Source organism: Microbacterium sp. NPDC080220, assembly GCF_040686395.1.
GTDB classification, from domain to species: domain Bacteria; phylum Actinomycetota; class Actinomycetes; order Actinomycetales; family Microbacteriaceae; genus Microbacterium; species Microbacterium gawkjiense.
Genome location: NZ_JBFBOP010000001.1, coordinates 546,426 through 569,525 on the forward strand (window position 1 = coordinate 546,426; position 23,100 = coordinate 569,525).

Sequence of the window (23,100 nt, forward strand, 5' to 3'; positions counted from 1 at the left end):
GCCGCGCCGACGTCTTCCGCGACCCAAGAGGCCGGGAGTCCGTCGGTACGCAGCACCACGACACGCGTCCTCTGCGCCTCGGTGAGGTGACGGCCGGTCATGCTGCCGTCTCCTCGAAGTCGAGCAGATCGAACAGGGTGGGCACGTGCCGCTGGTCGTCGTGCTCGCGGAGATACACGAGCGAGTCAGCGACGGATGCCGGGTTCAGCTCTCCGCCGTAGCCGCGGCGGCCGGCGCGGACCGCTTCGAGGACCGTGGAGCCGAGCCCGCTGAACGGGTCGCCGACGAGGTCGCCCGGGTTGGAGAACATCGCGATCAGCCGGCGCGGGATGTCGAGCGGGAAGGGGCAGATGTGCTGCTCGACGTTGCGGCGCTTCTGCCGGCCGTTCAGCGTCTCAATGCGGAGGACGTCGAACCAGATGTCCTCCCGCCAGGTGCCCGGGACGAGGGATGCGAAGGTGCCGGGCAGGGCGTTCGCGGCTGCGAGGCGTTCCGCGAGGGCGACGTGCGCGTCGTAGTCGTAGACGCTCCCCCGCGACTGCTGGGTGAACAGCTTCGACCGGATGCCGGGCTCGAGCGCGGCGAGCTCGTCGAGGGACAGCAGCCGGTCGCCGCCGGTGCGCCATTCGGCGGCCGCGTCGATCTGCCACCGGCCGACGGAGTACTGCGCGCGGTCCTTCACGACGGGGACGTCGGCCCAGCCCTTGGAGCGGTTCGTCTGCGGCTTGTGGAACAGGAGCACGTACTCGGGTGAGCCGACGCCCATCGGGGTGTGGTCGCGGAGCATCTTCGAGTAGGACAGCCGGTAGGTCTGGTTGTTCTCGCGGACGACGTCGGTGGTGACTGTGATCATCCCGAAGTAGTCGAACCCGTGCCCGGTGTAGTGCGCGATCGCCTCGGCGTGGAGCGGTGAGACGGTGTAGACGCCGGCGCCGGTGACGGATCCGAAGAGCTGCCGGTCCTTCACGTGGACGGCGAGGATCCGTCCGGGCATCAGCGATCGGTAGAGCGACGGGGTGAGGTAGTCGTTCTGCCACCAGAAGTGCGCGTTGTCGTCGGTGTGCCCGAAGTCGGCGTAGTTCGGCGAGTACTCGTAGTGGTTGCCGAACGGGATCGACGTGACGATGAGGCCCATCGAGTCGGGCTCGACGTGGTCGCGCCATTCGGCGACGGAGTCGTTGAGCGCGATGGTCCAGGCTTCACCGTGGTGCACCTCTCGCTCGACACCCATCGCTCGAGCGAGAGCGTTGGAGATGGCGGATGCTGACAGCCCGTATTCGCGGAGGACCTCGGACATGGTGCCGGTGAGCTCGGCGTCCTCGGCCCACTTCTGGTCGAGTACGGCGCGGACCTCCGATTCGGTCTCGGCGTACAGCAGGTGGATGTCGCAGGGTCGCTGCTGCCCGAACCGGTGGATCCGGTGCACGGCCTGGATGGTCTGCTCGTACTTGTGCGTGATCCCGACGAAGACGGCCGTGGAGCACTGCTGCAGGTTGAGACCGCGGCCGAGCATCATCGGCTTACCGATCAGCGCGTACGTGTCGCCGTCGAGCCACGCCCGGAGGCGTTCTTCGATCTCGACGTCGGACAGGGCACCGTGGATCGACGAGAACGTGAGCCCGCGGTCCGAGAGTGCTCGCTCGAGCGCGGTCTGCTCGTCGTTGAGGTCGCACCAGAGGATGATCTGGCCAGCCTCGTTGGGGTCCATCCAGTGCGAGGTGACGATGCGCATCGCCCGGTCGACCCGTGCCTCCAGCGTCCGCCGCTTCTCGCGTGCCGCGTCGATCGTGGACATCGCGCCACCGCGGACAAGGACACCCTGCCCGTCCTTCTCGACCTGGTCGGACAGCAGGTCGACGGTGACCTCCTCCCAGTGGAGCCGCAGCTCGGGGAGGTCGTAGCCGGCGTCGTCGTAGCCGAGGTCGGAGGGCCGCTGGATGAAGCACGCCCACGTGTTGAGCCACAGCCAGAACTCGCGCCGCTTGTGCGGGTAGAGGTGCAGCTCGTTCGCCTTCGACGAGTCGCGCTCGAAGAACCGCGTGAGCGCCTGGCCGGTGTCCATGATGCCGAGGAAGCCGGCGTAGTGGATCAGCTCCTTGTGCCGGTTCGGCGACGGGGTCGCGGTCGCGACGAACCGGAACGGGACGTGCTCGAAGAGGACCATGAATCGCTGGTAGGTCTCGGAGCCGAACGATCGGAGTACTGCGGCTTCGTCGAGCGAGACGGCGATGAACAGGTCGACGTCGAGCTTCCCGTCGCGGACGGACTCGTAGTTGGTGACGTAGAGTCCGGACCAGGTGGGGTCGACCTCGTCGGTGTGCCGGACGAACCGGACCTCGGTGTCGAGGTGGCGGCGGCCGTCGCGGATGATGTCGAAGCGGACGCCGAGCGGAGCGACGATGAGCCCGCGGCGGACGGTGCGCCCGAACGTGTCTGCGCGGCCGTGTGCGCCTCCCAGGGCGACGATCAGGCGCAGGACCTCCAGCTGCATGATCGTCTTGCCGAGGCCGTACCTGGCGAAGATCGCGCGCCGGCCGCCGCGCACCGCCCAGCCGACGATGTCCCGCTGGTGCGGCTTGAAGTCGGGATGCCCGGGCTGGAAGATCGGCGAGAACGCCTCCATCGGGACGTTGAAGCCGTAGGAGCGGTCGAAGCGGACCTTCTCACGCAGGAAGTCGTCGTAGGTCAGGGTGCCGTCGTTGCCGGTCTGGAGGGCGAGTAGCGCGCTCATCGGGATTCCTCATCTGCTCGACGTGCTGCCTGGCAGTCGGCGCACGTCACGGTGGTCCAGCTCTTCTCGGTGGTCTTGGCCTTGCGGCCGCAGTAGGCGCGTCCGGCGATCTCGCTCGCGCCGTGGGTGTCGGCGGCGGGCATCAGAGAGGCACCACCCGGTACAGCTCGTCGAAGGTGATGGGCATCCGCGTCCGCACGCCGCATGCGACGCACTCGACGAGCCCGGTCCCGCAGAAGCCGATGTCCGTCATGATTCGCGCGAGCTGCAGGTGCGTGGTGCACAGCTGCAGGCTTGCGCCGCAGCAGCGAGCCGAGAGGCTCCAGGACGCCGCTGCCTCGCACTCCGCGCGCGAGCAGCCGATCTCGTCGCCGAGGTGCATCTCCATGTCCCTCAGGACGTCGTCGTCGTGGATGCCGAACCGGGTGACCTCCTGCTGCTCCGCCGGTGACAGCGAGGCGCTCACAGGATGCCCTCCTCGCGCAGCTTGGCCTCGGCGAGTGACACCCGCTGGAACGTCGCCGCGTCGCCGCCGTGGTCGGGATGCGTCTCGCGCTGCGCCTTGCGGAGAGCGCGGCCAGCGACATCCCGGTGCGCCTTAAGCTCGGACGCTCCGAGCCGGACGAACGTCCCGAGGAACGCGAGAGCCTCATCCACGTCGGCGAAGCCCGCCGGCGCCGCGGTCGCCTCGAGCGCGCGGAAGCCGCGGTACTGCTCGCCGCGCCTGGTCACCCCGTAGCGATCGACCTTCCGCAGAGCCTCGAGCGCCAGGGCGATCGCGCGGACGTTGTCCTGCCACGTCGTGAAGGTGTCGCACGGGTAGGACAGCGCACCGTGGCGCGAGTCCATCGTGAGGATCACGCCTGGGTGCTCAGCCTTCGCCGTCGCGCGCGGCCGCCCGTCGAGGCGGAACTGCTCAGCGGGGACCGCGATCTGGAGGCGGGCGTTCTTCGCGCCCAGGTGCCAGAGCTCGCGCCGCAGCAGATCCAGGGTGCTCGTCCAGGATGCCGAGAAGTTCGACCGCTGCCGGCTGAGCGTCAGCTTGCCCGGCCACTGCGCGATCGGGTCGACGTCGAGGTCGGTAGGCCACGCGGTCATGACCGCCCCCGGTGTCCGTCGGCGGGGCACTGGCACGCGACCTCGTCGATCTCGTCGCCACGCTCGACGTGCGCCGAGCCGATGCAGGCGCCGTGCTTGCCTTCGCGGCAGTCGCGGCAGATGACCGGGTCGACGTCGAAGCCGTGCACTGCCTGGTCGGCGTCCGCGGCCGCTCGGTCCTCGGCGAGCATCCGGCGCGCGTCCTCAGCGGCGGCCAGCAGGTCCAGACCGAGGCGCTCGGCCGCGGCGAGGTCGAGAATCGTGCGCCGCTTCCGTGCGATCGGGGTGCGCAGCTCCACCTGGTAGTCGTCGGTGACCTCGACGTCGGCGACGATCACCGTCATGTCGATCGTGACGCTCACTGCTGCTCCTCGATGTTGAGCGCGGCGCGAACCTGCGCGCGCAGACCGTTCCGCGCGTTCAGGTCGGCGATCGCGTTGGCCGAGGTGACGTTGCGCCCCTCGTCGTGCTTCCACGCCTTCGCGCCCAGCTCGAGCGCCTTCAGGTTGTTCGCGGTGCGCAGCTCCGCGGTGAGTGCGTCGATCGCTTCGACTTGTGTTCGTCGTGTGGTTCCCATGTCGCTGTTCCCTTCGTTGCTGTTCATGCGGTCGTCTCCCAGGGCCACTCCTGGCCACGGACGAGGTGCGGCCAGACCCGGTCATCGCGGTCGCCGCGCCACCGGATGAACCGGTACCGAGAGCGGCCGTTGACGATCTCCTTCTCGCGCGTCAGCCCGATCCCGAACTCCGGCCAGCCGAGGAGCTGCGATGACCCGCGTGGACGGAGGTTCCGCTCGCCGTCCTTCTCCTTGGCGTGGCCGGCGTGAAGCTCGATGAGCATCGCGACGTTGCGTGCGCGGATCGTGTCGAGTGCTCGCAGGGCCGCCTGCGCTTCCTCGTCGCCGTTCAGCCCGCCCGGGACCATCCGGTACAGCGGGCCGATGACGACGAGATCCGGTTGGACCTCGTCCATCCATTTGTGGATCCGGCCGAGGTCGCCCGCGGAGGTGATATCCATGAGGTCGACGCACCGGAGTGCGACGTGATCGACGGGGCTGCGCTGCCCGAGCATCTCGGCGCGATCAGCCATGTGGCGGGTCTTGCGACGCCACTGCCGCTCGCTGTTCTCCGCGTCGACGACGAGGACCCGCACGGGGTCGATCGGCGAGAAGCGGAACGGGTGGATGCCGGCCGCGGACAGGATCGCCATCTGGCGGAGGAGCGTGCTCTTGCCCGCACCTTCCCCAGCAGTCAGCGCGAGCCGATCACGCCGCTCGACCACGCCCGGGATCACCCACTCGGGAACGTCCTCCTCCTCCGGGACGTCCAGGACCTCAGCCAGGTAACGGACCTGCGAGTCGCCCTCCTGGAGCGTCTGGTCGCGGAGGTCCTGCATCGCGTTCATCGCCTTCGCCAGGGCGACGCCGGGGTCCGAGATCTCCGCGGTGAGCTGCTCACCGATGACTTTCAGCCCGCGGCGGGTTGAGTCGGTCCGGACGATGGAGGCGTAGTACGTGACGTTCGCCGCCGTCGGAGTGACCGAGGTCAGGTGATGGACGTACGCGGCTCCGCCGGACGCCTGCAGCTCCCCGACCTTCATCAGCTGGTCAGCGACCGCGACGGCGTCCGTGGGCGCCTGCGAGGTCGACAGCGCCGCGATCGCGTCGAAGATGACCGCATGGCGCGGAACCGCGAAATCCTCGGTGCGGAGGAGTGTGAGCACCTCCGCAGCGGCCTTCGAGCTGATCATCATGGCGCCCAGGACCGACTGCTCAGCGGTGACGCTCTGCTCGTTCTCGGTCACGAGGTCACCTCGCGCATCTGTCCACGGCTGAGCCGGTCCTGAGCCTCGAGGGCACTGTGATCGGGAGCGAGCGCGTTGCCGTGGTCGTCCTCGGGGAAGCGCTGGGCGTTCAGGATCCGGAAGTAGTTCGCACGGACGTGTGCCGGCGTGATCCAGTCCGACGTCTCGCGACGGTGGAGCTTGACTGCCTCCCGCGCAACCGGGGAGTCGAGGTCCTCGACGAGCTCCTGCCAAGCGAGGATCACGGCCTCGTCCACGCGCCGGTTGTCGATGATTTGGATGAGCGTCAGCAGCTCAGCCGTCTGCTGGAGGTTCACGACGCCACCCCACGAGCCGCGGCATCCGCCTGAGCCTGCAGCCGAGCGCCGAGGTCGAGCGTCGCGCGCGCACGGTCGACGGGAGCCTGACCCGCCTTCCGCTTCGCCTGAGCGACGAGCGTCGAGAACTTCTCGCGCAGCTTGGGCATCGACCGGATGTTCGCCGCCCAGAACTCGTCCGTCGTCGCCCAGCGGATCATCCACTCGACCTGCTCGACGCTGTACCCGTCGAGGCGGATGAGGCGATCGCACGCCGCCCACCACAGCTGTCCGACAGTTCCGACCTTGTGGCCGTTCGCCCGGACCGCGGCCGCGAGCTTCTCGCAGAGATCGATGACCTCAGACGAATAGGGCGCGGCGGCGTCGCTTGCGACGTCCGACGTTGATACGTCTCTTACGTCTATACGTTGATAAGAGGAGCGATCACCGCTCGTGTCGGTGAATGCGTGCACCGCTGTCGGTGAATCCTGCACGGCTGTCGGTGCATCCGAATCGTTCCCCGACACTTTGTCGGTGGTGGTTTTCGCCCACGGGACGACCAGCCGGAACTCGTTCGGGGTCGTCTTGGAGCCTCGCTTCATCCCGAGGAGGCCCTGCAGCCGGAGCTTCGGAATCAGCCGCTCGATCGTGCGTCGATCGACACGGACCTTCCTCGCGAGGCCGCCGTAGCTGAGGTCGTCCTCGTCAGCGAGGTAGCGGCACCGGCCGTTGTCGTCCGCGACGTCGGCGAGCGCGAGCATCAGGATCATCTCGTTACCCGAGAGCCCCGCGGTCTCGTCGCCGTGCCAGACCCAGCTGGACACCTTCACGCTCATTGGTTCGGTCCTTCCACTTCCACTGCTCGACCACCTGCGGTGAGCAGAAACCATCGGCCTGCGCCGTCCCGGACGCGCATCAGCGCCGGAGAGAACTCGGGCGTCATCGCGAGCCGGCGGATCGCGAGCCCGAAGTCGTACGCCCACTCCGGGTCTTCGGTGACTCGCCCGTGGCATCCGGTGGTGCCGGTGCCGCAAAGGACGAGGCCGTTCGGGTAGCTGTTGTCGCCGGCGCGGCGGCCCTTCCGGTGATGGATGGACCAGCCGCCGGCGAGCATCGAACCGCGAAGCTGGAACGACAGCGGGCGTCGGCAGTAGAAGCACCGCTGCGCCTCGCGGGTGAAGAACAGGTGCCGTACCTGCTTCGCCGTGAACTCCGCGCCCATCAGGCAGCCCGCCCCGCGTAGCGAGCGGCGAGCCGCGTGTGCTCGGGGCAGAAGTCCCCGAACCGTCCGAGCGTCCACCCGTCCGTCTGATTCGCCGGGGTCTGCTCCGGGCACTTCGCCCAGCCGCCAAGCTTCGCGACCTTCGCGTCGCAGGTGACGATCCGCATCACTGCCTCCCCGCGTCGCGGTAGACCAGCTCGACCTGCTTGCCGATCGTCTGCACCCGGGAGGTGTAGTCCTTCAGCAGATTCCCGATCCGCCGGGCGTACTCGAACGCGATCACCGTGCGGTCGTACTCGTCCTGCTCATCTGCGCAGCCGAGGGTGATCTTCGCGGTGAGCTGGGCAGCGGGCAGCGCACGGTGATCCCACCGGAGCTGCGCCTTCCGCCGCGCCAGCGCCGTCGACGCGGCACGCTTCAGCTCCTCCGCTCGAGCGATGACCACGACCATCCGGGCCGCGTGATGCGACACCGTCGCGAGCTCGCCGATCACCCAGTCCGGGGAGCGGAGCGCACGGTCAGCGGGATCCGGCTCGGCGACCTGCTGGGCGGCATCCGTGTTCGCGCGGATCGAATCGACGTCGACGAGCGTCCCGTCGGGCCACGTCAGAGCCTCACTGTCGGTTACCTGGAGATCGCTCATGCGGGCACCGCCGTCCCTGTCAGCCACTCGGGCAGCGGAGCGACGCGCAGGCCGAGCGTCGCGGCGACATTCACCTCGAGGCGTGCCCCGCCGGACGCCTCCCACCCGGCGAGCAGGGCGACCGCGTCGCAGCGGATGAGTTGCGCGAGCCCGGCACGAAGCCACCCGTGGTAGTCGCCCGGCGTCGGGTTCTCGTTGGTCGACGGGTCCTCGACCTCGAAGCCGAGGCTGGCGAGGGCCGCGGCCGCGTCGCGGAACGCCGGGTAGTTGAACTCGGGCAGGCCGGTCATCGGACCGGCGACGTAGATCCGTGTCATCGCCAGACGCTCACGATCTCGCCCGGGTCCCGCTCGGGGACGATCACGCCGCCGGACTCCGACCGCATGATGAGGTAGATCTGCCCATTCGCGCCGGGCACGACCTCCGTCACCGTGTACGGCACATCGCCGAAGTGGGTGACGTCGCCCGACTTCACGTCGCGAGCACGGATCGAGGTCAGCGTGCGGGTCGGCGCGCTCACGATGCGTCCCCCGGCCAGATCCGTCGACCCGACTCGATGGCGTCGTAGGTCAGCGGGAACTCGTAGCCGTCGTTGTAGTGGAACTGGTCGCCGTGCACCTGCACCGCGCGCTCCTCGCCAACGTTTCGGGTCACGATGACCCACACCTCACCCGGCTTCGCGTCGTGCCAGGGCTTCGGCTCCGGGTGGAACTCGTCGTACGCGCGAGCCGCTCCGACATAGCTGTCCAGGTAGGTCGTCATCACCTCGCGGTCGTGCAAGGAGACGTTCAGCGAGGCACCGTCCGACTCCCGAACCACGCGCCGGCTCGTCCCGTCCGGGTAGACGACGTAGTCGGGGTTCTCCGGCCACCGCCACCGCCCGAGGCGTGCATCCTCTTCCGTCCGGAAGAACTCGCGGAGCGCGTCGACGTGCTCACCTGCGGCGACCGTGGCCGGGTAGGTGTGGTCACTGTTCTCCACGATCAGCCGGCCGTCGTCGGTCAGGGTCACCGGGACGCCGTTCGATGCCAGGACCTGCGTGCTCATGCCTTCACCGCCGCAACCGGCCAGGACTCTGTCGTCTCCGGCGCTGTGGGGCTCGCAGGCGGCTCGGCGTCAGGCTCGGGACCCGCGGGCTCAGCTGACCCGATAGCGGTGTCAGGCGACTGCGAGAGCTCGTGCTTGCGAATGTCCTTCGCCTCGATCAGCTCGGTCTCCTTGGCGAGGCCGGCCCGCTGAAGCTCCCCCCAGACCCTCTGCAGCTCGGGGAGGTTCCGGGCGGCCTGGATCGCAGCGACGGCGTCCTCAAGACCCGAGTCCGCGACGATCGCGGAATGCACCCGCTCCCCCACCCCCTGCGCGAGGCCGAGCATGTCCCAGAACCAGGGCAGCGAGAACTCGGGGACCAGGCGCGGCTCCGGCAGCGCGATGCGAGCGGAGCGCACACCGGTGAGGAGGAAGTGGCCCCGCTCCCGCATCTCCACCACCGCAGAGGCGTCGAAGGGCAACGTCTTGTGCCCCTGGACCTTCCACTCCTTCTCGTTCGTGGGCTGCCCGTTCCGCATCACCATGACGTTGTCGAGCCGTGCGGTGATCACGACAGGTCCCTGGTGACGGAGAAGCGGGTTGATGATCCCGGCCCACTGCGCGGCGGCCGCGTTCCACAGGTCGGGCGTGACGGAGTAGTCGCCCGTCATCGGGTCCTGCCTGCCCTTCGCCTTCCGGTTTGCGACGGCCTGCGCGTTGTCCACGATCAGGTTCCACGCTCGGGTGGCGGAATCGAAGATGATCAGCGTCGGCTTACCGTCGACGGTCGGTGCGGAAACCGCGTCCTCCACGGCGCCGCGGATGCCGGCGTAGGTTCCGTCGTGCAGCACGATCTCGAAGCTCGCGCCGGGGATAGCGGCGTACTCGTCGGGGTCGTCCTCACCGACACCGATGTAGAGGGTTCGGCCGACGAGCGGAGACGCGGACCCCTGCAGGGCAGTCCACGATTTGCCGGCCTTCTCGCGGCCAGCCAGCAGGGTGACTGGCCACGACGGGAGGCCGGTCGGCTTGCGGGTGTTCAGGGTCACAGGTCCGTCTCCAGACGATCGACGGCGGGCAGGTACCACGCCGGGGGTTCAAGTTCGGTGATGGGGCCTTCGTCGTCATCGGCGCCCGGCCAGTGGCCGAACTCGACGCATCGGGCGTACAGGTCGATCGCGGCACGCATCTTGCGGCTGCCGCCCTCGACCCAGTCGGGGTGGGAGAGGCGCACGACGCGGACCTCGTGGGGTGCTTCCTTCTCGACGAAGATCAGGTGCATCGGTCCCGGGTCTTCCCCTATGACCAGGCGGACGAGCTCGCGGTAGACCGCTGCCGACAGGTCGTAGTGAAAGTCCGTCACGGCGGCGCGCAGCTTCTGGGGGCGCACGTCCGTCGTCGTCTTCAGGTCGATGAGCGAGTCCGCGAGACGGTCGATCCGACCCCGGAGCTTCACCCCGGTCTGCTCGTCCTCAGCGAAGAGGGACACTTCGGTGTAGCCGGGGGTCTCGAGCAGTGCCCGCGCCTTCGGGTTCGCTAGGACCGCCTCAGACCCGCGCTTCACCGCAGCGAACACCAGCGGCTTGAGCGGCACCTGCCCCTCAGCACGAGCCGCGTCGACCCACGCCTTCGCATCGTTCGAACGGATGCCACCGTCGGCGGAAAGCTTCGATGCCGGAATCTCGACCATCGGCGCGCCGATACCAAGCACTCGGGCGTGCACAGCGTGACCGATGTCGAACTCCGCCTTCGCCTTGTTCAGCGACCGCGCCGCCCGGAAGTGCTTCGGCGAACGCAGCAGGTTCTTCATTCCCGACGCGGACAGCGCGGGGTGCGAGTGGTACTCCTCCTCCGGCATCCCGAGGATGAACTTTCCCGAGACCACCTCGGGCAGCGCGGGCGCGTTCATCAGGCGGCCTCGTACTTCCGGTAGAGGTCGGCGCGACGGATCGAGCCGGTCTTCCCCTTGCGGTGCGGGTGGGCGTCGTTGCGGCGGATCCGGAAGTTCACCGGGCTCGACAGCGTCGGCGCGCCGGTGATCTCGATGACCCGTTTCTGCGTGCGGACCTTCCCGTCTGTGCCGCGACGCTGGACGGTCTGCGTCCACTTGTCGCCGACCTTGATCGGCTGGTCGAGGACCGCGCCCATCAGTCGTCCACCTCGGGCAGGTCGAGCGCGTTCTCGCCGGTGCGCTTCTTGTACGCCGCGTCGCGCAGCTTCAGCACGGATGCCTCGGCCTTCTCCTCGCGGATCGGCTCGATGTGCTTGATCTTCACGATCGGGTACCGGTCGCCGGTCAGCTCCTTGTGCACGATGTCGTCGACCTCGAACGTGACGACAGCGATCACCTGCTTCGCCGGGTTGGCCATGAGGTCCTCTTCGAGCCCGAAGAGCCCGTTCGACTGCTCGGCCGGGACCCCGGCCTTCAGGGTGGTGGGCTTGGTGTCGGTCATGCGGGGATTCCTTCCATCACGGGCCACGCGACCTTCGCGTGAGCCTCGGTTTGAGCGGCCGAGTACTCGGCTCGCAGTCCAAGGGCGACGGCGCCGGCGTGAGCCAGCGCGACGGCGTCGCCGACGTTGTGGTCCGGGACGTTCGCGTCCGGGACGAGGAGGCGCACAGCGTTCAGGACGAACGCCTTCGCCTGAGCAGCGGTCTCGTTCTTCCGACGGCGGACGCCGCGGCCAGATCCGAGTACTGCGCGCGTCTGGGGGTCGATCTTCACGACCTCGCCTCGAGCGCAGAGCTGGTCGATGAGCATCCAGCGCAGGCCGGACCGCTCGTCCGCCTTGCCGCTGAACTTCCCACCGGGCGCGGGACCCTCGATGACGGCCAGGTCGAACCGCTCGGGGACGAGCGCGAGGATCTCGCGCAGCATCTGCCGGATCCGGCGACGCTCCCCCAGCACCGAGTCGTCCGTCGGCCGCGAGGCGCGAGCGCGCCACGTTTCCCAGTGCAGGGCCTCGACCTGACCGGACTCGCCGACGCCGAGGTCGACGCGGGCGCAGCCGGACACGGTGAGCGACGTGTCGAAGCCGAGGACGATCACGACATCACCGCCATGCCGAGGACGAGCACGGCGAACGTCACGATCGCGGCGAAAGCGGTAGCGGTCGAGAGAGCGAAGTCGAGCGCGTTCATGCCCACCGCCGCCCCACCGATGCGGTGTGCAGGCCGACGTGCCCCGGAGGGAGCTCGCACTGCTTGCCCGTGTCCGAGTTGACCGAGCGGCACACGGTGACCACGTACGGGCTCGCGGCGCCCAGCCGCACGGAGTCGCCGGCGACCTGCGCGTGTCCCGGCTCGATCCCGATCACGGTGAAGTCGAGGCGCTCGGAAGAGACTTGCGCCTTGATGAACGACCGGACCTCGTCCAGCCCCCACGAGGTGCGGGCGACCAGCTCGAAGCCGGCGGCGTACTCGGGGTACAGGCCACGCAGCTTCTCGAAGTTCTCGGCATCCGCCGCGGAGAGGAGCAGCATGAGGCGGCTCACGAAGTGCCCGGGCTGGACACCGACGTTGGTGTCCCCGAAGTGCCACAGGATGTGCTGGGCGACCTCGACGCCGATCTTGGCGCCGGCGAGCTTCTGACCGGTGAGGCTCATCGGTTCGTCTCCTTGGAAGTAGAACCCGCCGGGTGAGCGACGAGGGGGGAGGTCGTCGCAGCGGTGGGGGGAACGGTGTCCCCGGCGGGAGGCATGAGTCGCGGCCAGAGCAGCGCGACGAAAGTGATGGGGCCGGCCATGACGATCAGGTCGGCGGAGTTGATGCCCGGCGCGAGCATCGGCTCGACGCAGAGGATGGTGACGGCAGCGACCGCGACTGCAGCGGCGGTGCGGCGCACGCTCATCGCTGCTCCCGAGTGGTGACGCGGGAGGACTCGATCCAGCGCACGACGTCGTGCTGCGCGTAGAGAGTCACACGACCGCGGTCACCGGTCGGCTTGAAGTAGGCCGGTCCCTTGCCCGACGCGCGGAGGTCCTTGAGGTTCGCGACGGTCATCCCGGGGACGAGCTCGCACACCTGCTCAGGCGACAGGTAGACCGGCGCTGCCGATCCCCCAGCCCGAAGCGGAGTGACGGGTGCGCTCACGACGCCACCGCCATCGCAGCGGGTGCGCTGACCAGTGCGCCGACCTCGATCTTGAGGAACGCCGCGATCTTCGCGATCTCCTCGACCTCGAAAGAACGCTCTCCACGCAGACGTGCGTAGACGGCGTTCTTACCGATGCCGAGGACAGGAATGAGAGCTTCGCCCGGGAGGTTGTGGCGGGCCAGTTCGGCCCTCACAGCACCTGCCACGCGGAGCGAGAAGGGGGTGAGTTCGCTTGCCATGCGGGAGACAGTACCGATATCCGTACTCATTCACAACCGAAATCGGTACTTATTGCCCAAAGTACCGAAATTGGGTAGCCTCTCCCCCGTGACCAACCGCACATTCAACTGGCGCGTGATCGAACAGATCGAGAAGCTCATCGACGAAAGTGGACTCACCCGCGCAGAGGTGATCACCCGCTCAGGACTCCGTCGCAACACGTTCTTCGTGAAGATGCGCGGGGAGACAGCCCTCACCACCGACGACATCGCGAAGCTCGCCGACGCGCTCGGCGTCGAGCCGGAGGTCATCTTCACTCGCGCCGCTGGGGAGAGCACGGCCCCCGTCACGCAGCTGCGTCCGCGAGGCGATGTCGGAACCTCCCGTCAGGATCTCCCTGCCGCGGCCCGTCAGGCCGACCCGGATCGCGGCGAGGACCAATGACACCTGACCAACAGATCCACGACGCCCTCACCGCGCTGGGCGTGCGCATCGAGCACGTCCGCGACCTGCCCGCTGATCGCGACGGCGAGTACATTCACGAGCGACGCCTCATCCGGCTCCGCGCTGGCATGGCGACCCGACTGCACCGATCGGTCCTCGCACACGAGTGCGCGCACGCGATCTTCGCCGACGAGCCGAGCATGTTCGGTCCCGTCAACGCGAAGCAGGAGCGACGAGCCGATGAGTGGGCAGCACTCCGCCTGATCCGGCGGGAGGACTACGTCACCGCCGAGGCGATCCACCACGGGCACGCTGGCGCGATCGCGCACGACCTCGGCGTGGTGCGCAGCATCGTCGAGGCGTATCAGCGCGTCCTCCTCCGCATCGGCGACACCGTCTACGTGCAGCCGAAGATGGGCGCGGGCATGTGGACGCACCGGGAGAACGTGGCCTGATGGCCGGGTCCATTACCCCGTACCAGACAGCGCAGGGCAAGAGGTGGCGCGTCCGGTACCGGAAGCCCGACAAGTCGCAGACCGACAAGCGCGGGTTCAAGACGAAGCGCGACGCCGAGCTGTTCCTGGCATCCGTGACCGTCTCGAAGGCGAAGGGCGACTACCTCGACCCGAGCGCCGGCCGTCGCACCGTCTCATCCTTCGCGGAGCAGTGGAAGCGCGGACGCCTCGCTCGACTCAAGCCGTCCTCGCAGAACACGCTCGAGACGACCTGGCGGGTTCACGTCGAACCCCGCTGGGGCGACCGCGGCGTCGCGACCATCCGCCCCTCCGAGGTTGAGGACTGGATCTCCGAGCTCTGCGAACGGCTCGGCGCCCAGTCCGTGCGGCGCGCGGTGTTCGTCCTTTCGGGAGTCCTCGCGATCGCTGAGCGCGACGGCATCATCTCGAAGGTCCCGTCCCGGGGCCTCGAGATGCCCGCGAAGCCGAAGAAAGAGCCCCGATTCCTGAGCCACGCACAGGTCGAGCTACTGGTCGCCAGCACTGTCGAGCAGCACAGGACCCTGGCCTACACGCTCGCATACTGCGGCCCGCGTTGGGGTGAGGCCGTGGCGCTGCGCGTCAGGCACCTCAACATGCTCCGCCGGCGGATCCGGATCGTCGACAACGCGGTCCTGGTGAAGGGCCAGTACGTCGTCGGGACGACGAAGAGCGGCCAGGCGCGCGACACGGCGATCCCGGCGTTCCTCCTCCCCCACCTCGCGAAGGCGTGTGAAGGCAAGGGTCCGGACGATCTCGTATTCGGCGACGGGCGGACGCACGTCCTCTACCCGCACCGGACCTCGGGGTGGTTCGCTCGAGCGGTGCGCGCAGCCCAGGCCGCGGATCCGTCGTTCCCTCGGATCACCGAGCACGACCTTCGGCACACTGCCGCGTCTCTCGCGATCCAGTCCGGCGCCAACGTGAAGGTGGTCCAGCAGATGCTCGGCCACGCCTCCGCATCCGTCACGCTCGACGTCTACGGGCACCTGTTCGACATCGACCTCGACGTCATCGCTGACCGCATGGACAGCGCACGGAAGGCCGCACTGGCCTGAGCAGGTGTGGGCAAAGCGTGGGCAGACACGACAAAAGGCCCCCGGAAGCCGCTCAAGAGAGCAGCCGCCGGGGGCCTTGTATCTGTCAGGCGATACGCCGCTGACCAGGGATTATCAGAAGTCCCAGTCGTCGTCCTCGGTGGCGACCGCCTTGCCGATGACGTACGACGAGCCCGATCCGCTGAAGAAGTCGTGGTTCTCGTCGGCGTTCGGCGACAGGGCCGACAGGATCGCCGGGTTCACGTTCGTGACCGTGGCGGGGAACATCGCCTCGTAGCCGAGGTTCATGAGCGCCTTGTTGGCGTTGTAGTGCAGGAACTTTTTGACGTCCTCGGTCTGGCCGATGCCGTCGTAGAGGTCCTGCGTGTACTGCACCTCGTTGTCGTAGAGCTCGTAGAGCAGCGAGAACGTGTAGTCCTTGAGCTCGTCGCGCTCGGCCTGGCCGAGGGTCTCGAGCCCGCGCTGGAACTTGTAGCCGATGTAGTAGCCGTGCACGGCCTCATCGCGGATGATGAGGCGGATGATGTCGGCCGTGTTCGTCAGCTTCGCCTTCGACGACCAGTACAGCGGCAGGTAGAACCCGGAGTAGAAGAGGAACGACTCGAGCAGGGTCGAGGCGACCTTGCGCTTGAGCGGCTCGTCGCCCCGGTAGTAGTCCATGACGATGCGGGCCTTCTTCTGAAGGTTCTCGTTCTCGACCGACCAGCGGAACGCGTCGTCGATCTCGGGCGTCGACGCGAGCGTCGAGAAGATCGACGAGTAGCTCTTCGCGTGCACCGACTCCATGAACGCGATGTTCGTGTAGACGGCCTCCTCGTGCGGGGTGATCGCGTCAGGGATCAGCGAGACGGCGCCGACGGTGCCCTGGATCGTGTCGAGCAGCGTCAGGCCGGTGAACACGCGCATCGTGGTCTGCTGCTCCTCGGGGGTGAGCGTCGCCCACGACTGGATGTCGTTGGACAGCGGCACCTTCTCGGGCAGCCAGAAGTTGTTCACGAGGCGGTTCCACACCTCGAGGTCCTTGTCGTCCTGGATGCGGTTCCAGTTGATCGCCTGGACCGAGCCGAGGAGCTTCAGGGGTTCGGGGGTCATGTCTTCTTCCTCTATCGAATCTCGGCCGGTCAGAGCATGCAGGAGACGCACTCGGTCATGTCGGTGCCCTCGAGCGCCATCTGACGGAGACGGATGTAGTAGATCGTCTTGATGCCCTTGCGCCAGGCGTAGATCTGCGCCTTGTTGATGTCGCGCGTAGTGGCGGTGTCCTTGAAGAACAGCGTCAGCGACAGGCCCTGGTCGACGTGCTGGGTGGCGGCGGCGTAGGTGTCGATGACCTTCTCGTAGCCGATCTCGTACGCGTCCTCGTAGTACTCGAGGTTGTCGTTCGTCATGAACGGCGCCGGGTAGTAGACGCGGCCGATCTTGCCTTCCTTGCGGATCTCGATCTTCGACGCGATCGGGTGGATCGAGCTCGTCGAGTTGTTGATGTACGAGATCGAGCCCGTCGGCGGGACGGCCTGCAGGTTCTGGTTGTAGATGCCGTGCTTCTGGATGGATGCCTTCAGCTCGAGCCAGTCCTGCTGGGTCGGGATGTGGATGCCCTCGAAGAGCTCCTCGACCCGGGCCGTCGCAGGCTTCCACTCCTGCTCGGTGTACTTGTCGAAGAACTCGCCCGAGGCGTACTTCGAGTCCCAGAAGCCGTCGAAGACCTGACCGCGCTCGATGGCGATCTTGTTCGAGGCCTGCAGCGCGTGGAACAGCACCGTGTAGAAGTAGATGTTCGTGAAGTCGACACCCTCCTCCGAGCCGTAGTGGACGTGCTCGCGGGCGAGGTAGCCGTGCAGGTTCATCTGGCCGAGGCCGATGGCGTGCGACTTGTCGTTGCCGTCCTCGATGGAGCGGACCGAGCGGATGTGGCTCTGGTCGCTGACCGCGCTGAGGGCACGGATGCTGGTCTCCACCGTTCCGGCGAGGTCGCGGCCGTCCATCGCGAGGGCGATGTTCATCGAGCCGAGGTTGCAGGAGATGTCCTTGCCGATCTGGTCGTACGAGAGGTCCTCGTTGAACGTCGTCGGCGTGTTGACCTGCAGGATCTCCGAGCAGAGGTTGGACATGTTGATCCGACCCTTGATCGGGTTGGCCTTGTTCACCGTGTCCTCGAACATGATGTACGGGTAGCCCGACTCGAACTGGATCTCGGCGAGGGTCTGGAAGAACTCGCGCGCCTTGATCTTGGTCTTCTTGATGCGCGCGTCGTCGACCATCTCGCGGTACTTCTCAGTGACCGAGATGTCGCCGAAGGGCACGCCGTAGACCCGCTCGACGTCGTACGGCGAGAAGAGGTACATGTCCTCGTCGTTCTTCGCGAGCTCGAACGTGATGTCGGGGACGACGACACCCAGCGACAGCGTCTTGATGCGGATCTTCTCGTCCGCGTTCTCGCGCTTGGTGTCGAGGAACTTCATGATGTCGGGGTGGTGGGCCGAGAGGTACACGGCACCGGCGCCCTGACGCGCACCCAGCTGGTTGGCGTAGCTGAAGCTGTCTTCGAGAAGCTTCATGACGGGGATGATGCCCGACGACTGGTTCTCGATCTGCTTGATCGGGGCGCCCGCCTCGCGGATGTTCGAGAGGAGCAGGGCCACGCCGCCGCCGCGCTTGGAGAGCTGCAGCGCGGAGTTGATGCCGCGGGCGATCGACTCCATGTTGTCCTCGATGCGCAGGAGGAAGCAGGAGACGAGTTCGCCGCGCTGCGCCTTGCCGGCGTTGAGGAAGGTGGGGGTGGCGGGCTGGAAGCGGCCCGACAGGATCTCGTCGACGAGCTTCGTGGCGAGGTCCTGGTCACCGGCGGCGAGGGCGAGAGCGGTCATCACGACGCGGTCCTCGAAGCGCTCGAGGTAGCGCTTGCCGTCGAAGGTCTTGAGCGTGTAGCTCGTGTAGTACTTGAACGCGCCGAGGAACGTGTCGAAACGGAACTTCTGCGCGTAGGCGTGGTCGTTGAGCCACTGGATGAACTCGAACGGGTACGCGTCGATGACGGCGCCCTCGTAGTACTCCTTCTCGACCAGGTAGTCGAGCTTCTCCTTCAGCGAGTGGAAGAAGACGGTGTTCTGGTTCACGTGCTGCAGGAAGTACTCCCGCGCCGCGCGCTTGTCGGCGTCGAACTGGATCTTCCCGTCCTCGCCGTAGAGGTTCAGCATCGCGTTCAGGGCGTGGTAGTCCATGCCCTCGAAGCGCGCCTCCGTCTTGAAGGCCATATCGGTCACTGCAGCTTCCACCAGTCTTCCAATCCGCCGCTCACGCGGTCGACGTCCTCGGGCGTGCCGAATACTTCCAGCCGGTACAAGTGCGGCACCTGACACTTGCGGCTGATGATGTCCCCGGCGAGGCAGAACGACTCGCCGAAATTGCTGTTTCCTGCGGAGATGACTCCGCGGAGCAGGCTCCGATTGCCCTCGTCGTTGAGGAAGCGGATGACCTGCTTGGGAACCGCGCCCTTCTCTTCTCCTCGGCCCTGGCCGCCCCCGTACGTGGGGGTGACCAGGACGTAGGGCTCCTCGACGCGGAGCACGGGTTCGGAGGAGTGGAGCGGGATGCGGCGTGCCGGCATCCCGAGCTTCTCGATGAAACGTGCGGTGTTGCCCGACAGGCTCGAGAAGTAGACGAGCAGCGGCACGTTCGTCACGACGGCCGCGCTCATCGCTCAGACCAGGCGCGAGGCGAGCTCGTCGATCTTGTCGGGACGGAAGCCCGACCAGTGGTCCTCGTCGGTCACGACGACGGGGGCCTGCAGGTAGCCGAGCGACTTGACGTGCTCGAGCGCCGCCGGGTCCTCGGAGAGGTCGAGGACCTCGTAGTCGATGCCCTTGGAGTCCAGCGCGCGGTACGTCGCGTTGCACTGCACGCAGGACGGCTTCGTGTACACAGTGATCGCCATTCGTCGAACCTCTCTCGTCCTCCGGAACCCGTCGCGCGGGGTCCATCTCGTGTGAAATCTGGGGGTGAATCCATTGGCCGGAAGGCTGGGAGCCCGCCGGGAGCTCAATACTACATATGGGTACGGACACCGGAAAGCACCACAAGGGGTAGTAGTTACATCCGTGTAGTTTTTCCGCCGTCCTCCACAGGTACAACACAAGTTCTCCACCGTTTCATCCCCAAACCGGCAGGTCCGGAAGGGGGTCGAAAAGGCCAGGATTCCGGCCGAAACCCTCCCGGGACCGGACGGTTGTCCACAGGTCGCACGCTAGAGCGGGCCACCGACATCCCATTCCGGGACCGGTCGGCGTGTCGGGCGTGTCGCGGCGTGTCGCGCCGGCCCCGCACCCCCGTCGGACGTCGTCGGCGGTCGGTACGATCAAGGGGTGGCGGGATACTCGGAACTCCTGCGCGTCCCGGGCGTCGCGCGCATCATCGCGGCACAGTTGACGGCACGGTTCCCGAGCGGGATGACGAGCCTCGCCGTCCTCCTCCACGTCGAGCAGTCGACCGGGTCGTACGGCGCCGCCGGCATCGTCCTCGCCGCACTGTCGATCGGCCAGGCGATCTCCGGCCCGGTGACCAGCCGGTGGATGGGTGTCTGGGGGATGCGGCGCGTCCTCACCCTCACCGCCGTCGTCTGCGCCGCCGCCGTGTTCGCCCTCGCCCTCAATCCGTTCGGGATGCCGGGGTTCATCGTGTTCGGCTTCATCGCCGGCATCGCCAACCCGCCCGTGCAGCCGGCCGTCCGCACGATCTACCCGAAGATCGTCACCTCGCGGCAGCTGACGCCCCTCTTCTCGCTGGATGCGAGCCTGCAGGAGATCATCTGGATCTTCGCGCCCGTCGTCATCACCCTCGTCGCGACCCAGATCGGCACCGTCCCCGCGCTCCTGCTGATCGTCGCCATCCTCATCGGCGGATGCGCCTGGTTCATCGCCTCGCCCGAGGTGGGGCGCGTCCGCATCCCCCGCAGCCGCCGCGGCTTCGGTCGCGTCCTCGGCAAGCCCGTCGTGCTGCTCTCGACCGTGACCGGCTTCCTCCTCGTGGGCGCGTGCGCCGCGGTCGAGGCGGGCGTCGTCGCGACCTTCGGGCACGAGGGCATCGAGGCGGGTCTCGTCCTCGCCGTCTTCGCCGTCGGCAGCCTCGCGGGCGGCCTCGGGTTCGGGCACATCCCGATCGGCCGCTGGGCGATGGCCCGCCGCCTCACGATCGTGGCCGTCGGGGTCACCCTCGTCATCATCAGCCTGAACGCCTGGTGGATGGGCGCCTCGCTCTTCGTCGCGGGCCTCGGCATCGCCCCGGCCCTCGCCGTCATGTTCGCCATCACGAGCGCGAGCGTCCGCTTCAGCGAGACCGCCGAGGCCTACGGCTGGATCGGCACCGGCCAGCTCATCGGCGCCGCGGCCGGCTCGGCCGTCGCGGGGTTCCTCATCGACGGCATGGGGGCGGTCGGCGCCTTCTTCGCCGCGTCGGCGTTCGCCGTCGCGGGCGCGCTCGTGGCGGCGGTCTTCGTGCGCGGGTTCCCCGACCTCCGCGGCCGCGACGCGAGCCCGATCCCCGACACCGAGCCGGTCCCCCTCATCACCTGAGCGCGGTCAGCGGATCCGCCCGAGCAGGAACAGCAGGGCCTGACCGTAGGCGTCGGCGGGTTCGGGATGCCGGAACCGGTGGGGCGCGGCATCCACTTCGATCTCGACCTCGTGCGTGTCGGGCAGGCGCCGCAACGCGCGGAACGTCCCCCGCAGCAGCTCGCGCAGCTGCGCCTCGGAGGGCAGCCACAGGGCGTCCTCGAGCGCGACCGAGTCGAGCGCCCACTCGGTCGTGCCGTTGAAGGCGAGCAGGTCGCCGGTCGGATAGCTGCGCGCCTCGACGGTCATCTCGCTGACGGTGTAGACGTCCGCCTCGAACTCGGGCTCGTCGAGCTGGAACCGGTCGCCGGAGCGGGGACGCCAGGTCAGGCCGCTCGCGCGCAGCTCGCGTGCCAGGTCGGTGGAGATCATGCCCCCATCCTGGCCCGGCACCGGGGCGCGGGGCCCGTCCTAGGCTGAGAGCATGCCGTCACCCGTCACCCTCCCCCGCCTCGGTTGGGGCGACCCGCGCGCGCCGCGGCACGCCCTCCTCGTCCACGGTCTGGGCTCGAACGGCGCGCTCATGTGGCGCTACGCCGTCGCCCTCGCCGACGCCGGCTGGCACGTCGAGGCCGTCGACCTGCGCGGGCACGGCACCGCCCCGCGCGCGCTCGACTACTCGATCGCGGCGTACGCGACCGACCTCGTCCACACCCGTCCCGCCGGCGACGGGACGTGGGACCTCGTCCTCGGCCACTCCCTCGGCGGCGCCGCCGCGACCGTCGCTGCGGCCGACGCGCCGACGTGGACCCGCCATCTCGTGCTCGTCGACCCCGCCATCCACCTCTCCGACGAGGACCGTGAGAGCGTCCGCGCGAGCCAGGAGCAGGCGTTCGCCGACACCTCGATCGCCGCCGTCCGCGCCGCCCACCCCGGGTGGCTCGACGTTGACGTCGAGCTGAAGGCGATCGCCGCCGCGCAGGCGAGTCGCTCGGCGGTCGAGGCGACGGGCACGCAGAACACCCCGTGGGATGTGCGGGAGGCGGCATCCCGTCTCACCGTGCCGACCCACGTCATCGCCGGCGATCCCGCGGTGTACTCCATCTTCAGGGGGGCGCTCGCGGCCGAGGTGCAGCAGAACCCGCTCGTGTCGATGGCCGTCGTGCCGGGCACGGGGCACTCGCCCCACCGCGATGCTCCGGATGCCGCCGCGCGGGCCCTGCTCGACGCGGTCGCCGCCTGGGGGCTGGGCGCATGAGCTTCGACGTCGCCACACACCTGCCCGACGATCTGCTCGCGCGCATCCGCTCGCGCGCGGCCGCCGTCGACGCCGAGAACGTGTTCCCCGAGGAGGACCTCACCGACCTCCGGGCGGCGGGTTACCTCGCAATCCTCGTGCCGACGGAGCTCGGCGGTGCGGGACTCGGCCTGCGCGAGGCATCCGTCCTGCAGCAGCGGCTCGCGGGCGCGGCCCCCGCCACGGCGCTCGCGATCAACATGCACCTCGTCTGGACCGGTGTCGCGAAGGTGATGTCCGACCGGGGCGACGACGCCCTGCGCTTTCTGCAGGAGGGCGCCGCCCGCGGCGAGGTGTTCGCCTTCGGCATCAGCGAGGCGGGCAACGACCTCGTCCTGTTCGGCAGCGACACGGATGCCGCGCCTCAGCCCGACGGCTCGTACGCCTTCACGGGCACCAAGATCTTCACGTCGCTCGCGCCGGTGTGGACGCACCTCGGGCTCCACGGCCTGGACGCGTCCGACCCCGACGACCCGCGGCTCGTGTTCGGCTTCGTCCCGCGCAGCGACGCCGTCGTCACGCGCGACGATTGGGACACGCTCGGGATGCGGGGCACCCAGTCGCGCACGACCGAGCTGCACGGTGCGGTCGCCCCCGCCGACCGGATCATCCGTCGGCTGCCGGTCGGGCCGAGTCCCGACCCGCTCGTCTTCGGCATCTTCAGCGCGTTCGAGATCCTGCTCGCCTCGGTGTACACCGGCATCGCGCGCCGTGCCCTCGACCTCGCGGTCGAGACGGCGCGCGCCCGGACCTCGAAGAAGACGGGCCGTGCCTACAGCCAGGACCCCGACATCCGGTGGCGGGTCGCCGACATGGCCCTCGCCTACGACGCCCTGCCCGTGCAGGTCGAGACCCTCGCCGCCGACGTCGACGGCCTCGTCGACCACGGCGCGATGTGGTTCCCGAAGCTGTCGGCGATCAAGCACCGCGCGGCGGTGACGGCGAAGCAGGTCGTCGACGAGGCGATGCTCGTCGCCGGCGGCTCGTCGTTCTTCACCCGCAACGAACTGAGCCGGCTCTACCGCGACGTGCTGGCCGGTCTGTTCCACCCGTCCGACCCCGAGTCGGTGCACGGCGCGCTCGCGAACGCGTGGCTGGGTCCGCTCGAGCCGTGAGTCGCCCCGGCGC

General features: G+C 68.3%; 35 protein-coding genes. 6 read left to right on the forward strand and 29 right to left on the reverse strand.

Annotated features, from left to right (window positions below; translation table 11 throughout):
• Nucleotides 1-97: 97 nt before the first annotated feature.
• The 24 genes from AB0P29_RS02925 to AB0P29_RS03040 form a co-directional block, all read right to left on the reverse strand.
• On the reverse strand, nucleotides 98-2,731 hold the full coding sequence (locus AB0P29_RS02925; RefSeq protein ID WP_363378325.1) for a DNA methyltransferase: 2,634 nt from the start codon (nucleotides 2,729-2,731) through the stop codon (nucleotides 98-100).
• A complete protein-coding gene (locus tag AB0P29_RS02930) occupies nucleotides 2,728-2,874 on the reverse strand; it encodes a hypothetical protein (protein ID WP_363378326.1) in 147 nt (48 codons plus the stop codon). The genes AB0P29_RS02925 and AB0P29_RS02930 overlap by 4 nt, the downstream gene beginning before the upstream one ends.
• On the reverse strand, nucleotides 2,874-3,197 hold the full coding sequence (locus tag AB0P29_RS02935) for a hypothetical protein (RefSeq protein WP_363378328.1): 324 nt from the start codon (nucleotides 3,195-3,197) through the stop codon (nucleotides 2,874-2,876). Before AB0P29_RS02935 ends, AB0P29_RS02930 begins: the two co-directional genes overlap by 1 nt.
• Nucleotides 3,194-3,829 (reverse strand): hypothetical protein, encoded by a 636-nt coding sequence (locus AB0P29_RS02940; protein WP_363378330.1) that lies wholly within the window; start codon nucleotides 3,827-3,829, stop codon nucleotides 3,194-3,196. Before AB0P29_RS02940 ends, AB0P29_RS02935 begins: the two co-directional genes overlap by 4 nt.
• Nucleotides 3,826-4,191: a hypothetical protein gene (locus AB0P29_RS02945; RefSeq protein ID WP_363378332.1), complete on the reverse strand. Its 366-nt coding sequence runs from the start codon at nucleotides 4,189-4,191 to the stop codon at nucleotides 3,826-3,828. Before AB0P29_RS02945 ends, AB0P29_RS02940 begins: the two co-directional genes overlap by 4 nt.
• A complete protein-coding gene (locus tag AB0P29_RS02950; RefSeq protein ID WP_363378333.1) occupies nucleotides 4,188-4,433 on the reverse strand; it encodes a hypothetical protein in 246 nt (81 codons plus the stop codon). Before AB0P29_RS02950 ends, AB0P29_RS02945 begins: the two co-directional genes overlap by 4 nt.
• Nucleotides 4,430-5,632 (reverse strand): DnaB-like helicase N-terminal domain-containing protein, encoded by a 1,203-nt coding sequence (locus AB0P29_RS02955; protein WP_363378335.1) that lies wholly within the window; start codon nucleotides 5,630-5,632, stop codon nucleotides 4,430-4,432. Before AB0P29_RS02955 ends, AB0P29_RS02950 begins: the two co-directional genes overlap by 4 nt.
• Nucleotides 5,629-5,949, reverse strand: a complete 321-nt coding sequence (locus AB0P29_RS02960) for a hypothetical protein (RefSeq protein WP_363378337.1) — start codon at nucleotides 5,947-5,949, stop codon at nucleotides 5,629-5,631. Before AB0P29_RS02960 ends, AB0P29_RS02955 begins: the two co-directional genes overlap by 4 nt.
• Nucleotides 5,946-6,764, reverse strand: coding sequence for a helix-turn-helix domain-containing protein (locus AB0P29_RS02965; RefSeq protein WP_363378339.1), 819 nt, complete (start codon nucleotides 6,762-6,764; stop codon nucleotides 5,946-5,948). Before AB0P29_RS02965 ends, AB0P29_RS02960 begins: the two co-directional genes overlap by 4 nt.
• Nucleotides 6,761-7,150 (reverse strand): hypothetical protein, encoded by a 390-nt coding sequence (locus tag AB0P29_RS02970; protein ID WP_363378341.1) that lies wholly within the window; start codon nucleotides 7,148-7,150, stop codon nucleotides 6,761-6,763. The genes AB0P29_RS02965 and AB0P29_RS02970 overlap by 4 nt, the downstream gene beginning before the upstream one ends.
• Nucleotides 7,150-7,317, reverse strand: coding sequence for a hypothetical protein (locus tag AB0P29_RS02975; RefSeq protein ID WP_363378343.1), 168 nt, complete (start codon nucleotides 7,315-7,317; stop codon nucleotides 7,150-7,152). The genes AB0P29_RS02970 and AB0P29_RS02975 overlap by 1 nt, the downstream gene beginning before the upstream one ends.
• Entirely contained in the window at nucleotides 7,317-7,793 is a 477-nt protein-coding gene (locus tag AB0P29_RS02980; RefSeq protein ID WP_363378344.1) for a hypothetical protein, read from the reverse strand. Before AB0P29_RS02980 ends, AB0P29_RS02975 begins: the two co-directional genes overlap by 1 nt.
• Complete coding sequence (locus tag AB0P29_RS02985) at nucleotides 7,790-8,110, reverse strand: DUF4406 domain-containing protein (protein ID WP_363378347.1); 321 nt, start codon at nucleotides 8,108-8,110, stop codon at nucleotides 7,790-7,792. Before AB0P29_RS02985 ends, AB0P29_RS02980 begins: the two co-directional genes overlap by 4 nt.
• Nucleotides 8,107-8,313 carry a hypothetical protein gene (locus AB0P29_RS02990; RefSeq protein ID WP_363378349.1) on the reverse strand — a complete coding sequence of 69 codons (207 nt, stop codon included), beginning with the start codon at nucleotides 8,311-8,313 and terminating at the stop codon, nucleotides 8,107-8,109. The genes AB0P29_RS02985 and AB0P29_RS02990 overlap by 4 nt, the downstream gene beginning before the upstream one ends.
• Complete coding sequence (locus AB0P29_RS02995; RefSeq protein WP_363378351.1) at nucleotides 8,310-8,840, reverse strand: hypothetical protein; 531 nt, start codon at nucleotides 8,838-8,840, stop codon at nucleotides 8,310-8,312. The genes AB0P29_RS02990 and AB0P29_RS02995 overlap by 4 nt, the downstream gene beginning before the upstream one ends.
• On the reverse strand, nucleotides 8,837-9,868 hold the full coding sequence (locus AB0P29_RS03000) for a hypothetical protein (protein ID WP_363378353.1): 1,032 nt from the start codon (nucleotides 9,866-9,868) through the stop codon (nucleotides 8,837-8,839). The genes AB0P29_RS02995 and AB0P29_RS03000 overlap by 4 nt, the downstream gene beginning before the upstream one ends.
• Nucleotides 9,865-10,728 carry a PD-(D/E)XK nuclease-like domain-containing protein gene (locus tag AB0P29_RS03005; protein ID WP_363378355.1) on the reverse strand — a complete coding sequence of 288 codons (864 nt, stop codon included), beginning with the start codon at nucleotides 10,726-10,728 and terminating at the stop codon, nucleotides 9,865-9,867. Before AB0P29_RS03005 ends, AB0P29_RS03000 begins: the two co-directional genes overlap by 4 nt.
• The gene (locus AB0P29_RS03010; protein ID WP_363378356.1) at nucleotides 10,728-10,967 is read right to left on the reverse strand and encodes a hypothetical protein; all 240 of its coding nucleotides are present in this window, start codon (nucleotides 10,965-10,967) and stop codon (nucleotides 10,728-10,730) included. Before AB0P29_RS03010 ends, AB0P29_RS03005 begins: the two co-directional genes overlap by 1 nt.
• Nucleotides 10,967-11,272, reverse strand: a complete 306-nt coding sequence (locus AB0P29_RS03015) for a hypothetical protein (RefSeq protein ID WP_363378357.1) — start codon at nucleotides 11,270-11,272, stop codon at nucleotides 10,967-10,969. Before AB0P29_RS03015 ends, AB0P29_RS03010 begins: the two co-directional genes overlap by 1 nt.
• Nucleotides 11,269-11,868 (reverse strand): hypothetical protein, encoded by a 600-nt coding sequence (locus AB0P29_RS03020; protein ID WP_363378359.1) that lies wholly within the window; start codon nucleotides 11,866-11,868, stop codon nucleotides 11,269-11,271. The genes AB0P29_RS03015 and AB0P29_RS03020 overlap by 4 nt, the downstream gene beginning before the upstream one ends.
• An 88-nt stretch (nucleotides 11,869-11,956) precedes the next feature.
• Nucleotides 11,957-12,424 (reverse strand): hypothetical protein, encoded by a 468-nt coding sequence (locus tag AB0P29_RS03025; RefSeq protein WP_363378361.1) that lies wholly within the window; start codon nucleotides 12,422-12,424, stop codon nucleotides 11,957-11,959.
• Nucleotides 12,421-12,669 (reverse strand): hypothetical protein, encoded by a 249-nt coding sequence (locus tag AB0P29_RS03030; RefSeq protein WP_363378363.1) that lies wholly within the window; start codon nucleotides 12,667-12,669, stop codon nucleotides 12,421-12,423. The genes AB0P29_RS03025 and AB0P29_RS03030 overlap by 4 nt, the downstream gene beginning before the upstream one ends.
• The gene (locus AB0P29_RS03035) at nucleotides 12,666-12,911 is read right to left on the reverse strand and encodes a hypothetical protein (RefSeq protein WP_363378365.1); all 246 of its coding nucleotides are present in this window, start codon (nucleotides 12,909-12,911) and stop codon (nucleotides 12,666-12,668) included. Before AB0P29_RS03035 ends, AB0P29_RS03030 begins: the two co-directional genes overlap by 4 nt.
• Nucleotides 12,908-13,153 carry a hypothetical protein gene (locus AB0P29_RS03040; protein WP_363378367.1) on the reverse strand — a complete coding sequence of 82 codons (246 nt, stop codon included), beginning with the start codon at nucleotides 13,151-13,153 and terminating at the stop codon, nucleotides 12,908-12,910. The genes AB0P29_RS03035 and AB0P29_RS03040 overlap by 4 nt, the downstream gene beginning before the upstream one ends.
• 88 nt (nucleotides 13,154-13,241) lie before the next feature.
• On the opposite strand from AB0P29_RS03040, the gene AB0P29_RS03045 reads away from it, so the two are divergent.
• Genes AB0P29_RS03045 through AB0P29_RS03055 form a run of 3 tightly spaced genes read left to right on the forward strand, consistent with a single transcriptional unit; the run spans nucleotide 13,242 to nucleotide 15,129 of the window.
• The gene (locus AB0P29_RS03045; RefSeq protein ID WP_363378369.1) at nucleotides 13,242-13,577 is read left to right on the forward strand and encodes a helix-turn-helix transcriptional regulator; all 336 of its coding nucleotides are present in this window, start codon (nucleotides 13,242-13,244) and stop codon (nucleotides 13,575-13,577) included.
• Nucleotides 13,574-14,032, forward strand: a complete 459-nt coding sequence (locus AB0P29_RS03050; protein WP_363378372.1) for an ImmA/IrrE family metallo-endopeptidase — start codon at nucleotides 13,574-13,576, stop codon at nucleotides 14,030-14,032. The genes AB0P29_RS03045 and AB0P29_RS03050 overlap by 4 nt, the downstream gene beginning before the upstream one ends.
• The gene (locus AB0P29_RS03055; RefSeq protein WP_363378374.1) at nucleotides 14,032-15,129 is read left to right on the forward strand and encodes a tyrosine-type recombinase/integrase; all 1,098 of its coding nucleotides are present in this window, start codon (nucleotides 14,032-14,034) and stop codon (nucleotides 15,127-15,129) included. The genes AB0P29_RS03050 and AB0P29_RS03055 overlap by 1 nt, the downstream gene beginning before the upstream one ends.
• A 114-nt stretch (nucleotides 15,130-15,243) precedes the next feature.
• On the opposite strand, the gene nrdF is transcribed toward AB0P29_RS03055, so the two are convergent.
• Genes nrdF through nrdH form a run of 4 tightly spaced genes read right to left on the reverse strand, consistent with a single transcriptional unit; the run spans nucleotide 15,244 to nucleotide 19,063 of the window.
• Entirely contained in the window at nucleotides 15,244-16,221 is a 978-nt protein-coding gene (gene nrdF, locus AB0P29_RS03060; protein WP_064001665.1) for a class 1b ribonucleoside-diphosphate reductase subunit beta, read from the reverse strand.
• Between the two features lie 29 nt (nucleotides 16,222-16,250).
• Nucleotides 16,251-18,383 carry a class 1b ribonucleoside-diphosphate reductase subunit alpha gene (gene nrdE / locus AB0P29_RS03065; protein ID WP_217532303.1) on the reverse strand — a complete coding sequence of 711 codons (2,133 nt, stop codon included), beginning with the start codon at nucleotides 18,381-18,383 and terminating at the stop codon, nucleotides 16,251-16,253.
• A 5-nt stretch (nucleotides 18,384-18,388) separates the two neighbouring features.
• Nucleotides 18,389-18,826: a class Ib ribonucleoside-diphosphate reductase assembly flavoprotein NrdI gene (gene nrdI, locus AB0P29_RS03070; RefSeq protein WP_363378378.1), complete on the reverse strand. Its 438-nt coding sequence runs from the start codon at nucleotides 18,824-18,826 to the stop codon at nucleotides 18,389-18,391.
• 3 nt (nucleotides 18,827-18,829) lie between these two features.
• Nucleotides 18,830-19,063, reverse strand: a complete 234-nt coding sequence (gene nrdH / locus AB0P29_RS03075; protein ID WP_018188439.1) for a glutaredoxin-like protein NrdH — start codon at nucleotides 19,061-19,063, stop codon at nucleotides 18,830-18,832.
• 427 nt (nucleotides 19,064-19,490) lie between these two features.
• Here nrdH and AB0P29_RS03080 point away from each other — a divergent pair, with 427 nt between their 5' ends.
• Nucleotides 19,491-20,696, forward strand: coding sequence for an MFS transporter (locus AB0P29_RS03080; RefSeq protein ID WP_363378381.1), 1,206 nt, complete (start codon nucleotides 19,491-19,493; stop codon nucleotides 20,694-20,696).
• A gap of 6 nt (nucleotides 20,697-20,702) precedes the next feature.
• Here the strand turns inward: AB0P29_RS03080 and AB0P29_RS03085 are convergent, their stop codons facing one another.
• A complete protein-coding gene (locus AB0P29_RS03085; protein WP_064001661.1) occupies nucleotides 20,703-21,107 on the reverse strand; it encodes a hypothetical protein in 405 nt (134 codons plus the stop codon).
• A 52-nt stretch (nucleotides 21,108-21,159) separates the two neighbouring features.
• Here AB0P29_RS03085 and AB0P29_RS03090 point away from each other — a divergent pair, with 52 nt between their 5' ends.
• Both AB0P29_RS03090 and AB0P29_RS03095 read left to right on the forward strand, forming a co-directional pair.
• Nucleotides 21,160-21,933: an alpha/beta hydrolase gene (locus AB0P29_RS03090; protein ID WP_363378383.1), complete on the forward strand. Its 774-nt coding sequence runs from the start codon at nucleotides 21,160-21,162 to the stop codon at nucleotides 21,931-21,933.
• The gene (locus AB0P29_RS03095; protein WP_363378385.1) at nucleotides 21,930-23,087 is read left to right on the forward strand and encodes an acyl-CoA dehydrogenase family protein; all 1,158 of its coding nucleotides are present in this window, start codon (nucleotides 21,930-21,932) and stop codon (nucleotides 23,085-23,087) included. Before AB0P29_RS03090 ends, AB0P29_RS03095 begins: the two co-directional genes overlap by 4 nt.
• Nucleotides 23,088-23,100: the final 13 nt, after the last annotated feature.

Bases quoted from the DNA above. Each gene is read 5' to 3' on its own strand.
- AB0P29_RS02925 (WP_363378325.1), bottom strand. From the start codon at position 2,731: ATGAGCGCGCTACTCGCCCTCCAGACCGGCAACGACGGCACCCTGACC.
- AB0P29_RS02930 (WP_363378326.1), bottom strand. From the start codon at position 2,874: ATGCCCGCCGCCGACACCCACGGCGCGAGCGAGATCGCCGGACGCGCC.
- AB0P29_RS02940 (WP_363378330.1), bottom strand. From the start codon at position 3,829: ATGACCGCGTGGCCTACCGACCTCGACGTCGACCCGATCGCGCAGTGG.
- AB0P29_RS02950 (WP_363378333.1), bottom strand. From the start codon at position 4,433: ATGAACAGCAACGAAGGGAACAGCGACATGGGAACCACACGACGAACA.
- AB0P29_RS02965 (WP_363378339.1), bottom strand. From the start codon at position 6,764: ATGAGCGTGAAGGTGTCCAGCTGGGTCTGGCACGGCGACGAGACCGCG.
- AB0P29_RS02970 (WP_363378341.1), bottom strand. From the start codon at position 7,150: ATGGGCGCGGAGTTCACGGCGAAGCAGGTACGGCACCTGTTCTTCACC.
- AB0P29_RS02975 (WP_363378343.1), bottom strand. From the start codon at position 7,317: ATGCGGATCGTCACCTGCGACGCGAAGGTCGCGAAGCTTGGCGGCTGG.
- AB0P29_RS02980 (WP_363378344.1), bottom strand. From the start codon at position 7,793: ATGAGCGATCTCCAGGTAACCGACAGTGAGGCTCTGACGTGGCCCGAC.
- AB0P29_RS02985 (WP_363378347.1), bottom strand. From the start codon at position 8,110: ATGACACGGATCTACGTCGCCGGTCCGATGACCGGCCTGCCCGAGTTC.
- AB0P29_RS02995 (WP_363378351.1), bottom strand. From the start codon at position 8,840: ATGAGCACGCAGGTCCTGGCATCGAACGGCGTCCCGGTGACCCTGACC.
- AB0P29_RS03005 (WP_363378355.1), bottom strand. From the start codon at position 10,728: ATGAACGCGCCCGCGCTGCCCGAGGTGGTCTCGGGAAAGTTCATCCTC.
- AB0P29_RS03010 (WP_363378356.1), bottom strand. From the start codon at position 10,967: ATGGGCGCGGTCCTCGACCAGCCGATCAAGGTCGGCGACAAGTGGACG.
- AB0P29_RS03015 (WP_363378357.1), bottom strand. From the start codon at position 11,272: ATGACCGACACCAAGCCCACCACCCTGAAGGCCGGGGTCCCGGCCGAG.
- AB0P29_RS03025 (WP_363378361.1), bottom strand. From the start codon at position 12,424: ATGAGCCTCACCGGTCAGAAGCTCGCCGGCGCCAAGATCGGCGTCGAG.
- AB0P29_RS03030 (WP_363378363.1), bottom strand. From the start codon at position 12,669: ATGAGCGTGCGCCGCACCGCCGCTGCAGTCGCGGTCGCTGCCGTCACC.
- AB0P29_RS03040 (WP_363378367.1), bottom strand. From the start codon at position 13,153: ATGGCAAGCGAACTCACCCCCTTCTCGCTCCGCGTGGCAGGTGCTGTG.
- AB0P29_RS03050 (WP_363378372.1), top strand. From the start codon at position 13,574: ATGACACCTGACCAACAGATCCACGACGCCCTCACCGCGCTGGGCGTG.
- AB0P29_RS03055 (WP_363378374.1), top strand. From the start codon at position 14,032: ATGGCCGGGTCCATTACCCCGTACCAGACAGCGCAGGGCAAGAGGTGG.
- nrdF (WP_064001665.1), bottom strand. From the start codon at position 16,221: ATGACCCCCGAACCCCTGAAGCTCCTCGGCTCGGTCCAGGCGATCAAC.
- nrdE (WP_217532303.1), bottom strand. From the start codon at position 18,383: ATGGCCTTCAAGACGGAGGCGCGCTTCGAGGGCATGGACTACCACGCC.
- nrdI (WP_363378378.1), bottom strand. From the start codon at position 18,826: ATGAGCGCGGCCGTCGTGACGAACGTGCCGCTGCTCGTCTACTTCTCG.
- nrdH (WP_018188439.1), bottom strand. From the start codon at position 19,063: ATGGCGATCACTGTGTACACGAAGCCGTCCTGCGTGCAGTGCAACGCG.
- AB0P29_RS03085 (WP_064001661.1), bottom strand. From the start codon at position 21,107: ATGATCTCCACCGACCTGGCACGCGAGCTGCGCGCGAGCGGCCTGACC.
- AB0P29_RS03090 (WP_363378383.1), top strand. From the start codon at position 21,160: ATGCCGTCACCCGTCACCCTCCCCCGCCTCGGTTGGGGCGACCCGCGC.
- AB0P29_RS03095 (WP_363378385.1), top strand. From the start codon at position 21,930: ATGAGCTTCGACGTCGCCACACACCTGCCCGACGATCTGCTCGCGCGC.